The sequence below is a fragment of the Pseudoalteromonas luteoviolacea S2607 genome, from assembly GCF_001625575.1.
GTDB lineage: Bacteria > Pseudomonadota > Gammaproteobacteria > Enterobacterales > Alteromonadaceae > Pseudoalteromonas > Pseudoalteromonas luteoviolacea_E.
The window spans coordinates 1-14,154 of the sequence record NZ_AUXV01000042.1 but is presented as its reverse complement, the minus strand read 5'-3'; the positions used below and the strand labels follow the sequence as shown (position 1 = coordinate 14,154).

Sequence of the window (14,154 nt, the reverse complement as noted above, 5' to 3'; positions counted from 1 at the left end):
GGCGATACCTTGTATTCAAACACGGAAAAAGGCGCAGCGTCTTTTTCCTTTAGTAGCGCAGAAGTGGGGGCAACCTACAGCTATACCATTTCGAGCAGCAATGGTGGGACCAGTGTTACGGGCAACGGTACAGTCACGTCTGCTGGCCAGCAGCTGGCTAATTTAGATCTCAGTGCCCTGAATGATGGCACCTTGACGCTATCAGCCATTTTAACGGATACCGCAGGCAATGTGGCGACACCAGTGACTTCTACAAGTGAATTAGACACAACAAGTCCAACAATAAATACACTTTCTGCTACTGATACTAATCTCAAAACCGGTGAAACAGCGACGATTAACATTGTGCTCAGTGAAGCGAGTAATGATTTTACGGTTGATGACATTAGCGTGACAGGAGGTAGTCTAAGTAATTTTTCCGCAACTTCAAATACGCAATATACCGCACTGTTTACGCCTACTGAAAACGTTGAGTCCGCAGCAACACTTGATATAAATGCAGCGAAATTTACGGATAGTGCGGGTAACCCGAATACTGCGGCAAATCAATTAACGTTGAGTGTGGATACAAAGGCCCCGAGTGGGCAAGCGGTGAGCATAGATCAAGCCCTTATAAACCGAGACAATGAATCAGCACTTAGCTTCTCTTTAACCGGTTTGGAGGGCTCAGGGTCGTTCGAGTACAGCATTACAGATGCAAATAACCAGTCGGTGATTGGTAATGGTAATATTTCAGCCGTTTCAACCCAGGTAACGGGCATCAATGTCAGTAATCTGGCTGAAGGGACACTGACACTTTCTGTAACCATTGTGGATACTGCGGGAAATCGCAGTGATGCGATTGCGGATACAGTGACTAAAAAATATAATGTTGCCCCAGCTCTCAGTGGGCAGCCGGCTACGAGTGTTGCCCAAGATCAAACATATAATTTTACACCCACCTTGGTTGATCCCGATGATCAAGATACACACACCTATAGCATAACGAATCAGCCAAGCTGGGCTGCGTTCAATCAGAGCTCGGGATTACTGTCAGGTGCGCCAACAGATGCAGATGTCGGTAACTATAATGGCATTCAAATATCAGTCAGCGATGGGACCGATTCGGCTTCATTAGAAAGCTTCAATATAGAAGTAACCAATGTCAATGATGCGCCTAGCGGCACTGCATTTACCTTCACGACAGCTGAAGCTGGTTTGCTCGTTGTCAATGCAGCGGCGGGATTGTTAAGTACAGCAACCGATCCAGATTCTGACAAGGGGGATAGCTTAACGGTGGAACAAGTTTCGGCCCCCACTTATGGGCAGCTAACCTTGAATCAAGATGGCAGTTTCTCTTATCAACATGATGGTAGCGAAAACCACACCGATCAATTTACCTATCGAGTCAAAGATGCTTCAAATGCAGCATCAGCGACGTATACAGCCACACTGACCATCACCGCAGTCGCAGACGCACCGACCGCCAACAATGATATTTTGACCGTTACAGAAGACACAGCCGGCACCATAAACCTATTAGCAAATGATAGTGACCCTGAACAAGATATGGTCGCATCTTCGGCTGTCATTATTGGTCAACCAACTAAAGGCAGCGTGACCATTCTTAATGGTGTTGCGACGTATACGCCCAACGATAATGCGGTGGGTGCAGATAGCTTCAGCTATAACGTCAAGGATGCACAACAAAACACATCAAACACCGCCACTGTGTCAGTGACTATCACTGCTGAAAATGATTTACCTGTAGCCAAAGAGTTGATGATCAACACGTCCGAAGATACGGACTCCGCAGCGTTACAAGTGCGTGCTCAAACAACCGATGTTGAAGATGGTATTCCTACCGGAGATTTAGCGTTGGCGACTCAGCCCTCAAAAGGTGTAGTTGAAATAAACCAGCAGCTTGGCACATTTGTTTATAAGCCGGCAGCTAATCAGAGCGGCACAGATAGCTTCACATATACCATCAAAGACAGCGCAGGTGATGTTTCTGCACCCATGACAGTATCAGTAAACATCGGTGCGGTGAATGACAAACCCATTGCGACTAATGACGCGGTAACCACAAATGAAGATGAGGGTGTACTGGTCGCGATTTTGGCAAACGACAGTGATGTTGAAGATCAAGGCTTTAACGGGGCGAACATCACGCTAGAGGATCAAGGAAATGGTACTGGCAATTATGCGAAAGCTAGGGTGACAATCGGCGCTGATGGACAACTCAGTATTGTGCCCGAAGCAAATCAAAATGGAGTCTTTACTTTTAATTATACAATAACGGACAGTGAAGGGCTTGTCTCTGACCCTGCGACAGTGACCGTTACTTTAACGCCTGTCAATGACGCGCCAATTGCCAATGACAATACTGCGAGCTTGCAAGAAGAGGGATCCTTTGAAGTTAATGTACTCGGCAACGATACAGATGTTGATGACAATGATAGCTTTAATCTAGCGAGTGTTACGGTGGTTGATCAGCCGCAATTTGGTCAGGCGGTTGTGAATGCCCAAGGGGCCATTGTTTATACGCCAAATACACATTACTTTGGTGATGATATTTTTACCTACACAGTGCAAGATTCCGCAGGCGCAACCTCCAATAAAGCGACAGTCACTATGACGGTTACTCCGGTAAATGACGCGCCGGTTGCGCAAAATCAAGCATTGGATCTGAATGAGGATAGTAGTTTACTGGTTACGCTATCAGCAACAGATCAAGAATCAGATGTATTGAGTTACCGTATTGTCTCTACGGTTTCAAATGGTACGCTTGTCGCTCAGTCTGACACCAGTTGGCTATATACACCTGCTGAGCACTTTAATGGCAGTGATACATTTACTTTTGTGGCCAGTGATGGTGCACTGGACTCGCAATTTGGTACTGTCAATTTGACCGTTGTTGCCGTTAACGATCAACCAACCGTGTCTGGGCAGTCTGTCAATGTAGATGAAGAAGCCTCTTTGACTATTACGTTATCAGGAGCAGATTTAGATAACGATAGCTTAACTTACTCGATAGTGAATGCGCCAAGTAATGGCACTTACACCCAAAATGGTAATAGTGTCGTTTATACTTCTCATGTCGACTTTTTCGGTTCAGATAGCTTTACCTTTAAAGTGAATGATGGGCTGGTTGATTCAGATACTGAAACTGTGAATATCGCAGTCGCTAATGTAAATGATGCACCTACGGTTTCTGGCGTACCCAGTGCTCAAGTGAATGAAGACAGCAGCTATACATTTGTGCCTACATTTGAAGATAGAGACGGTGATACGCTCACTTTGAGCATAGCAAACAAACCGAGTTGGACGACATTCAACATGCACTCTGGAGAGCTCACCGGTGTGCCGAAAAACGCCGATGTAGGGCAATTTGAGAACATTGTAATCAGCGTATCTGATGGTACATTATCGGCCTCATTGGCGGCTTTCTCCATCACCGTTTCTAACACAAATGATGTACCAGTTATTTCAGGTACACCGCCCTCTTCTATCGATGAAGATAGCCTATATTCCTTCATGCCTGTAGCATCAGATATAGATGGTGACGAGCTAACCTTTAGCATTGTCAATATGCCTGCCTGGGCCCAATTTGATAGTGCAACAGGTAAATTATTTGGTACTCCAGATAACACCCATGTTGGATCATATAATAATATTGAGATTACGGTATCTGATGGCCAGCAGAGTGCGTCACTCAGTGCTTTCAGTATTACGGTTAACAACGTCAACGATGTTCCAACAATAGGTGGTACACCAGCCTCAAGCGTGGACGAAGACAGCAGTTATAGCTTTGTACCTTCATCGACCGATATAGACGGTGATGCCTTGACGTTTAGTATACAAAACCAGCCAGCTTGGGCTCTTTTTAATGCTTCTACAGGGGCGCTGACAGGTACACCTGATGACAGCCATGTAGGGACATACGCCGATATCGTCATTTCTGCGTCTGACGGGCAGTTTTCAGTTCAGCTCGACACCTTTAATATCGAAGTGGTTAATACCAATGATGCTCCCGTGGGTAGCAATCGCGGCTTTGAGATAAGCGAAGGAGGCAACCTAACTCAAGACGCGTCCGCTGGACTACTAAACCCCAATTTCGTATCCGACGATGACTTAGATAGCGGTGACGTACTATCCATCGCTGAATTTAGTCAACCATCATTCGGCACACTCAATGTTAACGATGATGGCAGTTTCTCATACACACATGACAACTCCGAAACGCAAGGTGACAGCTTTACCTTCCGTATAAAAGACACATCTGGCTCACTCTCAGATACTTACACTGTGAGCATAGATATCACGCCAGTTTCTGAAGCCCCCATTGTCGTAAATGACAGTGCGCAAACAAATGAAGATACAGAAGTAACCATCAATTTACTTGCAAATGACTCTGATCCTGAGGGAGATATGGTAGCTTCGTCTACTGTCATCATTGATTCCCCAAGCTTTGGCTCAGTGTCCGTTAGTAATGGCGTTGCTATTTACTCCCCAAATCAAGATATCAATGGTGATGACACCTTTACGTATATCGTAGCCGATCAAGACTCAAATAACTCGGAGAAAGCGACGGTATCAATCGTAATATTGCCCGTAAACGATGCGCCGCTGGCGCAAGCTTTAACTGCGAATGTTGAAGAGGACTCAGTCGCTACGCCTATCAATGTGAGGGCTTTTGCAACAGACGTTGAAGATGGTATACCCACAGGTCAAATTACGGTAAATAGCCAGCCGCAAAGAGGAAGCGTAGAAGCGAGCAGCGAATTGGGCGTGATTAACTATACGCCACGTGAAAATGAGCAAGGCAGCGATAGCTTCACCTATACGATTGCGGATAGCGCTGGCGCGGACTCCGACCCAGCGACGATCTCAATTACCATTGGCCAAGTGAATGATGCACCTGTGGCAATAGATGATTCGGTCTCTACTGAAGAAGATACACAAATTATTGTGGCCATTCTGAGCAATGACTCAGACGTAGAAGATAACGGATTCAATGGTGCAAACATTACCCTGCAAAATGCTGGCAATTTTGACTTTGCTACCGTGGCTATTTTGACCGATGGACGGTTACAAATAGACCCATTACAAGATCAAAATGGTGTTTTTACATTTACTTATGTATTAACGGATAGTGAAGGGTTGAGCTCTTTGCCCGCCACGGTCACGTTAAACGTAGCGCCCATAAACGATGCTCCTATTGCGAATGATGACATTGCAGCACTTGAAGAAGAAGGTTCATTTGCTGTCAATGTACTGGGCAACGATATTGATGTGGATGGTAACAACGAAATAGATAGCGAGACGGTATTTATTGTTTCTATCCCTGATAAAGGCCAAGTTGCGATAGATTCTTTAGGCCGTATCGTTTATACCGCCAATACGAACGAAGTGGGTAACGATTCGTTTAGCTATGCATTCAGAGATACCTCGGGCGCTGTATCCAACACCGCAACAGTGACGATGACTATTGAGAATATAAATGATGCCCCCATCGCTACGGATGATCAATATTCAGAAGAAACATTTGATGCTCAAACTGGCACTTATAGACTGGCTGTTCTGAGTAATGACACAGATGTTGATGAAGGAGACGCGTTAACAATATTAAGTGCGATGCCTTCGGTGGGCAGTGTTGAGATACAAGGGCAATTACTCGTTTACACACCCGAAGATACTTTTAGTGGGGTGGTCATCATCGAATATGTTGTCAAAGATGCTGCGGGCGCAATTAGCCGCGCAACCGCTGAATTGACGATAAACAGAAACGACAGTGTTGGGGTGCCACCTACCATTACAACACCATCAGATGTGACAGTAAATGCCACGGCGCTTTATACGAAAGTAGAGTTAGGTAACGCTATTGCAACAGACAGCAATGGCAATGTGATTGGTGTGTCGTTGGTTGATAACAATACTCTGTTCCCTGCGGGGCGTCACTTAGCCACATGGCGCGCAACAGATAATAATAATCTGAGTGCATTTGCTACACAGAATATATTTGTTAACCCACTAATTTCATTGGCGAAAGATGTACAGCTTTCAGAGGGACAAAGTTTTAGCCTTGGCGTGTACCTCAATGGGGAATCTCCGCAATACCCCGTTCTCGTGCCTTATACGGTTTCGGGTAGTGCGTCTTCTGCAGATCACACTCTATCGGGCGGAACTATTCAAATTAACTCGGGTACTGAAGGAGTAATTTCATTTGATGTGTTAGAGGATGGTATTGTAGAGGGCAATGAAACAATAGTCATTACGCTAGAAGATACTCTGAATCGTGGTGCTAAGTTCTCAACACAAATTACCATCGTAGAAAATAATGTTGCCCCCGAGATCACATTAATAGCGAAACAAGACAACGAGCAGCGGACTATAGTAACCGCAAATGATCAGTTGGTCACCGTTCAAGCATTTGCCAGTGACGCAAATGTTGGCGACACCATTGCATTGCAATGGACTGGGCTCGATCCCGCGCTGCAAAATCTGAGCACCGCAGACAACGAGTTTGTATTTTCTCCACAATCTCTTGCCACAGGTGTTTATGGCCTTGAGGTTACCGCATCCGATAATGGACAGCCCAGTTTATCCGCCACTTCACAAATTTATTTGGAAGTGGTGCCCTCATTGGCGGTATTGACTAGTCTAGATACCGATGGGGATTTGATCCCTGATGACCAAGAAGGGCACAGTGATTCAGATAACGATGGTATCCCAGATTTTCAGGATGCCATTTCCGATTGTAATGTTATGCAAGAGCAAGTGCAGGAAGCGAATCAATTTTTGATTGAAGGTGAGCCTGGCGTGTGTATTCGCAAAGGCGTAACCATTGCACAAAACAGCACCGGAGGTGTGCAGCTGCTACCTGAGGAGTTAGAAGCAGATGAGAGCGCTATCAATATTGGCGGTCTATTTGATTTTATCGCGACGGGCTTGCCTCAAGCTGGTGACACATACAGCATTGTAATACCGCAACGTAAACCTATACCCATCAATGCAGTATATAGGAAACTGAAAAATGGTCAGTGGCTTGATTTTACTATCGACGAAAACAATAAGATTTATTCGTCTCTTGGAGAACCTGGCTATTGTGCTCCACCGGGCAGTGACACTTGGCAAGAAGGGCTTCAAGAGGGAGACTGGTGCGTCAAGTTGCAAATTGTAGATGGGGGACCAAATGATGACGATGGCATTGCAAACGGCAGCATTATTGACCCAGGTGGTGTGGCAGTTGTTAAGACAGATAATATACAGCCTGTTGCACAAGCTGACGAATTGACCATTGGCGCTGGCCAGTCAATAGTAATAGATGTACTGGCGAATGATTCAGACGCCGATAGTGATCCATTAATAGTCACCAGTGCCAGCGTAGATTTTGGTGTTGTTACGGTAGAAGACAATAAACTAACGTATATACCACCCACCACCTTCGTCGGTACTGCAACAATTCAATATAGTATTACTGATGGCCAAGGTGGAACGGCAAATAGTACGGTAACGGTTAACTTGGCGGTGAATACACCGCCTACAGCTAAGCTTGATGAGGCGTCGACTAATGACAAAGCGAGCATAATATTGGACGTGCTTGCTAACGACTTTGATGCTGAAGGGGATCTAATCTCGCTCATTGAAGTGTCTGCGCAGCATGGCACTGTGGAAATTAACGCAGACAGCACGATAAGTTATACCGCTAAGCAGGGATTTGAAGGCGTCGATATTATCTCTTACATCATAATGGACTCTAAAGGCGGGGTATCGCAGGGCGTGGCCCGTATTACTGTAACTGCATATAAAGCAGTTAACATTGAAAATAAATCTTCAGGAAGTTTAGGAGGAACACTAATCGTGATGCTTTCAGCACTCATTTTACGAAGAAGAAAAGCCTTATTACCAAGCTTTACACTGGCCTCAATGGCTTGCTTATTGCCGCTTTCTGCATATGCAGAATCATGGACTTTGAAAGGCACTATAGGAGAAGCTCAGGCTCAAGAGCGAATATCAAATAACAGCGGGTTACAGCTAGGCACTATTGATGACTCCAGTTCATCGTGGTCCGTCAGTGGTTATTATGAGTTACTGCCCAATTGGCACGTAGGTATCGGGTATGTTGATCTCGGGCAGGGCAGTGTTGACTTTTCAGGTGAAACTTTAACGCCGGATGAAGTTCATCAACAGTTGTCTCGTGTTTCACCAGTGTTACCTGAAGGGTTTACGCTGCAATTAAATTATGATGTATTCAGCTGGCAAAGCTTTACTGGTGAAGTGTTCCTTGGTGCATTTGACTGGGACTATCGCATTGACAGTACCAGAGATGGCCGTTTTTTAAAAAGCTATGAAGCGTCTGAAACAAATGCATTTATTGGTACAGAGTTGGGTTACCAGTTGAGTAGCTCTTTGGAAGTTGGGCTACAATATAAGCACTTTGATATCAGTGAAAATAATGTAAATGAACTTTCTTTGTCTCTGAGTTTGAAGTTTTAGAGTCTACATGTGAGCTTGCATGTTGTAACAAGTGCAAGCTCAATTTTATTGTTTCGAGTGCATAGACTCCACCAATGAAGTTACATTTTAGCTTGCAACTTTTTCCCGATCTTCCCTCTCTCTATCATTACTAGATTAATTAATTCATCAAGTCAGATTTCTAGCCTCAAGTTGTGTTTCATTAGATATTTTATAGCTAATGAAATTTTTAATATACTTTTGTCATAATTTTTATTTTTATTGATTTTAAATTTTCATGCGTGTATAAATCGCATGTTTTATATGGAAGCGTAAAAATAAAAAGGGATTTAATGCAGTACAATATTGAGTCTTTAGTATTTAGGAGTGGTATGCCTTCCTATTTTAATTTACTAAAGGTTTTAACCATTTCTCTATCGTGCCTCATAGTGGTCGTGAGTACTGATGTTTTTTATTATCAGTACAATACACCCAAATGGCTGGTTTTTGACGTTTTCTCAATTGTCATATTATTCTTTTTAATTTACTCGACTCGAAGCGTAAAGGTTACTGTGGTTGGTGTTTTAATCGCCTTGTTGTTATTAAATATGCTGATTACCATAGCTTGGTCCCCTAATAAATTTGAAGCAATGCTTTTCGCTTTAAGGTTTTTTGTTTTTATTATGGCAATATATACCTTTGCAAATTTGTTAACGCGCGAGCAAATGTTAAATTTACTAATTGATTGCGTATATTACTCTTCGGTATTTTTTTGTTTTGCAGTTTTATATCAAAGGTATTGGCAAGGTGCCCCTTATAGTGATGTTAACTTCTCTCCTATAGGGTTTGTAAATTATTTAGGACAAGTTTTAAATATATGGATCCCCATACTTGTACTAGCAATATATAAAAATCGACACTCCGTGATTAAGGTCGTGATTGGAGGCATTAGCTTGCTTGTGCTCATGCACCTTCTTATCGAGTCAAACACCAGAGGAACAGTTTTAGGGCTACTCGGTGCAGAATTGATAGTGCTACTAGTACTACTGGTTAAGAACAAACGTTTCCCATTAAAGTACATCGCAATCTCTGCGATGTTTGGTGCAGCTGCGGTGACGTTTAGCATAGCGCAAAGCAACGGTTTCAGTAAGTTGCAGCATCAAGTGTTGACAATAAAGGAACTCAACTCTGGTAGAGAGATGGTGTTTAGAAATACGCTAGACATGATTGCGCAAAACCCAGCTGGCGTAGGTGTAAATAATTTTGAATATATTCATCAGAAGTACGCCAAAATGGGGACCCCAGAGTCTTCACCTTATGTATCAAACTACAGCATATTACCTTCTCCCTATAACATTATATTAAAGTTAACCAGCGAATTAGGTTTGCTTGGTGGCAGCGTGTTTTTAGTGTTGTTATCTTGGTTTTTCATTCAATCCTTTATGAGCTTTTTAAAAGGAACAGTTGTAGATACTTGGGTTTTTATGGCTGTTTTTTCAGTTTTATTCCATGCGATGTTTAGTTCTGTATTTTTAACGCCTGTCAGTTTGTTTTTCTCACTACTGTTATTTTCGGTGGTTATTTCTAGAGCGAAGTCAATTAAGCATATTTTTTTAATACCAAGGCATTCCGTGGTTGGATTATGCCTTTCTCTCATCACTTTAACTGTTATATTAAGTGTTATTAAGTCTACGTCTAGTTACTTAACGAACTCAGGCTACAAATTAGGAGATACGCAAAAGGTTGAAAAAGCGCTCGATATTAACCCTTATAATTACATTGCAGCCATGAGGCTTGTGGAGCTGTACTTATATAAAGAGAGAGACCAACGAGAAGCCCTAAATAGAGTGGAATATGTACTAAGTATTTATCCATATAATGTAGATATGCTGATTAAAGCATCTTCAATTGCGCTTAAACTGGAGTTGAATGAGAAATCTGAATATTACAAAGACAAGGTATTAGAAATATACCCAAATAATGAACGGATCAAGCACTTAGGTTTGGCCCGTTAGGTGAAGCGAGATACTTAAAACGAGTAGCCTTCCTTTCATCGACTAAAGACAGTCAAAGTTCAGTGATGAACGTGATATTAACTAAGGAATACAATGAAAATACATACCCACCTAAGCACTACTTTGCTTATTGCTTTTAGCATCAGTCTAGCAGGCTGTGGAGGAAGTGATGACAAAGTAAATGTTGATGTCGACAAAGCTCCGATAACTAAACCAGATCCAAAACCGACGCCTCCAAACCCGGATAAAAAAGAAGCAAATCACTCGGTCAAACAGTCAAACCTAGGCGGAAGCCGGATACAAAAGTCGACATCTGGTGCGCACGACTTAGCAGCCACAGTCACAGTGATCAATAACAAAGCAAGCTCTGAGAACTTTAGCCTCTCAAATGCCGCAGCAAACTAAATAAATTAAAAATATAAATATTAAAAGGGAATATATGTTTACTAAAAATGCGATCGCAGCAGTTATCGCTGCAGCCAGTGCTATTTCAATGCCAGCAGTTGCGGCTCAGTTGAACCATCAAGGGACGTTAACTAATTCAAATACCCAAGAAGCTGTGAATGAAACGGTCACAATGACCTTCAAGTTGTATTCACAAGGCCAAGTTATGTGGGAAGAGGTTAGAGATATTGAAGTGGTTGATGGTGCTTACGCTGTACGCTTGGGTGAAAGTAACGACATTGACGCGACAATTTTTAAGAATAAAGATCTAGAGTTAGGCATAACCGTCGGTGACGACTCGGAGATGTCGCCTCGATTGAGTATAGATACAGCCCCTAGCGCATATCATGCAGATGTGGCTAGTAAGGTAGAGGGGGATGTAGAAGCAACCCAAGTATCTGTAGGTGGTAGTATCATCATCAATGAAAATGGTGAATGGTTAGGATCTCCAACAGGCTTGAGGGGCGCTGATGGTCGAGATGGTATCGATGGTCAAGATGGTGCTAAGGGTGAGAAAGGCGATCCTGGTCAAGACGGTAAAGATGGTGTTGACGGTCAAGATGGCGCGAAAGGTGATAAGGGAGATCAAGGCGAAAAGGGTGAAAAAGGAGAGCAGGGCAACCAAGGCGAAAAAGGTGAGGCGGGAGCCCAAGGCGAAAAAGGTGATAAAGGTGATAAAGGTTTACAGGTGCGCGGCGCTTGGAGTGAAGTAGCGGCCTATGTGGTAGATGATGTGGTGTCATTTGAAGGCAGCATTTATATTGCGACTGGTGAAATCAGTGCAGCGGCAGAAGGCCAAAGTAATGCTACGCCAATCGTTGCGTCAGAGATATGGACTCTCTTAGTTGCAAAAGGAGAGCAAGGGCAAGCTGGAGCTGATGGTGTAGATGGCAAAGATGGCACCAATGGTACAGACGGTGTTGATGGTAAAGATGGTGTTGATGGTAAAGATGGTATCAATGGCAAAGATGGTGTTGATGGCAAGGACGGAGCCGACGGCAAAGACGGTGTTAACGGTAAAGATGGCACCAATGGTAGAGACGGCATTAACGGCAAAGATGGCGTCGATGGTAAAAATGGGCTGGATGGCAAAGACGGTACTGATGGCAAAGATGGTGTAGATGGAAAACCAGGGCGTGATGGTCTAGATGGCGCTGATGGTAAAGACGGTAAAGATGGCAAAGAGGGCGCTCGAGGACAACAAGGTGCGAAAGGTGATAAGGGAGACCAAGGAGACAAGGGTGATGCCGGTGAGAAGGGTGAAAAGGGTGAGAAAGGCGATAAAGGTGACAAAGGTGATCGTGGCTTAATCATTAAAGGTAATTGGAGCGCGACAGAAGGCTACAATCAAGACGATGTGGTCGTCTTTGAAAACAACGCCTATGTTGCACGCATGGCTGTTTCAGAAGTCATCGAAGGTAATGAGCCTAATTTACCGCCTTCAAATACCAATGATAGCTGGTTGCTATTGTTTAACGGTGTTGGTTCAGGCCTTGCCGGTAAAGATGGCCTAGATGGCGCACCGGGTAAAGACGGTCGAGATGGTATTAACGGAATAGATGGCGCCCCTGGTAAAGATGGTATTAATGGACAAGATGGTCAAAACGGAAAAGACGGTATTGATGGTCGCGATGGTATTGACGGAAAAGACGGTTTAAACGGAAAAGACGGCCGAGATGGCATTGATGGTTTAAACGGCAAAGATGGTCTTAATGGTAAAGACGGGTTAAACGGTAAAGATGGCCTCAATGGCAAAGACGGTGCCCCAGGCGTTGATGGTATTGATGGAAAAGACGGCCGCAATGGTATCGACGGGAAAGATGGCGCCAAGGGTGAAAAAGGTGATAAAGGCGATAAAGGCGACCGCGGTCTAGTAATCAAAGGCAATTGGAGCGCTGAAGCAGCATATAATATCGATGATGTTGTTGTGTACGAAAACAACGCATATATTGCTAGAGCTACCATTACCGCTGTTGTAGAGGGCGATGAACTTAATTTGCCTCCATCACAAACTAACAACAGCTGGTTACTATTGTTTAATGGAGTAGGCTCGGGTTTAGCCGGAAAAGACGGTCTTGACGGTAAGGATGGAAAAGACGGCAAAGACGGTATCAATGGCGTTGATGGCAAAGACGGCACCAATGGTATTGACGGAAAAGACGGCGCTCCGGGTATTAATGGTATAGATGGTGCTCCGGGCATTAATGGTAAAGATGGCGTTGATGGAAAAGATGGCGCTAAAGGCGAGCCAGGCGAAAAAGGCGAACCCGGTGCAAAAGGTGATAAGGGGCTGCAAGTCGTTGGTGTGTGGTCTTCGACGCTAGCATACTCAGTTGATGACGTTGTTACCCATGAAGGAAGTGCATATATCGCAAAAGTTGCTATTCCAGCATCAGTAGAAGGAGAGCCTGTAAATGGTTCGCCAAAAGATACTGCATCTCAATGGGGTGTTTTGGTTGCAAAAGGTGAGACTGGCATTCAGTTTGTGTCTGAGGGCTATAATCTAGTCACAGAATTTAAGTCAGGTGATGTCATAACATATCTTGGCAGTGCATATATAGCAACACAAACCACTGTGGGCGTGCCGCCGACAGATCCTCAAGGAAATGTTCAACAGCCGTGGCAAATGTTAGCGAAAGGAGCAAGTTATGATGAGTCTAAATTTGCGCTAAAAGCTGACTTACCTGATTTCACTGTGTATGTAACACGAGCTGACCTGAACACTGATCTAGCAGCAAAAGCCGATAGTATTACGGTTACCGGACTACTTGCGAAAAAAGTCGAGCAAGCGACATTCGACAGCGCATTAGAGCTTAAAGCAGATACGGCGACCGTTAACACACAGCTTGCAGCGAAAGCAGACCAAGCAGCGGTAGATACTGCGTTGGCAGCTAAAGCAGATACGGCGACCGTTAACACACAGCTTGCAGCGAAAGCAGATCAAGCCGCAGTAGATACTGCGTTGGCAGCCAAAGCAGATACGGCGATCGTTAATACACAGCTTACAGCGAAAGCAGACCAAGCCGCAGTAGATACTGCGTTGGCAGCCAAAGCAGATACGGCAACGGTTAACACACAGCTTGCTGCAAAGGCAGAACAAACAGCGGTAGATACTGCATTGGCAGCCAAAGCAGATACGGCGACGGTTAACACGCAGCTTGCTGCAAAGGCAGACCAAACAGCGGTAGATACTGCATTGGCAGCCAAAGCAGATACGGCGACGGTTAACACGCAGCTTGCTACAAAGGCAGACCAAACA

General features: G+C 44.2%; 4 protein-coding genes. All 4 read left to right on the top strand.

Features of this window, described 5'->3' with window-relative positions:
• The first annotated feature begins 63 nt into the window (after window positions 1-63).
• A complete protein-coding gene (locus N480_RS16270; RefSeq protein WP_231102273.1) occupies window positions 64-8,478 on the top strand; it encodes a tandem-95 repeat protein in 8,415 nt (2,804 codons plus the stop codon).
• Between the two features lie 683 nt (window positions 8,479-9,161).
• A complete protein-coding gene (locus tag N480_RS16265; protein WP_196761508.1) occupies window positions 9,162-10,451 on the top strand; it encodes an O-antigen ligase family protein in 1,290 nt (429 codons plus the stop codon).
• A 93-nt stretch (window positions 10,452-10,544) separates the two neighbouring features.
• Window positions 10,545-10,856 carry a hypothetical protein gene (locus N480_RS16260; protein WP_063373510.1) on the top strand — a complete coding sequence of 104 codons (312 nt, stop codon included), beginning with the start codon at window positions 10,545-10,547 and terminating at the stop codon, window positions 10,854-10,856.
• A gap of 34 nt (window positions 10,857-10,890) precedes the next feature.
• The coding region (locus N480_RS25925) for a hypothetical protein (RefSeq protein ID WP_269201022.1) at window positions 10,891-14,154 on the top strand (3,264 nt) is incomplete at its 3' end.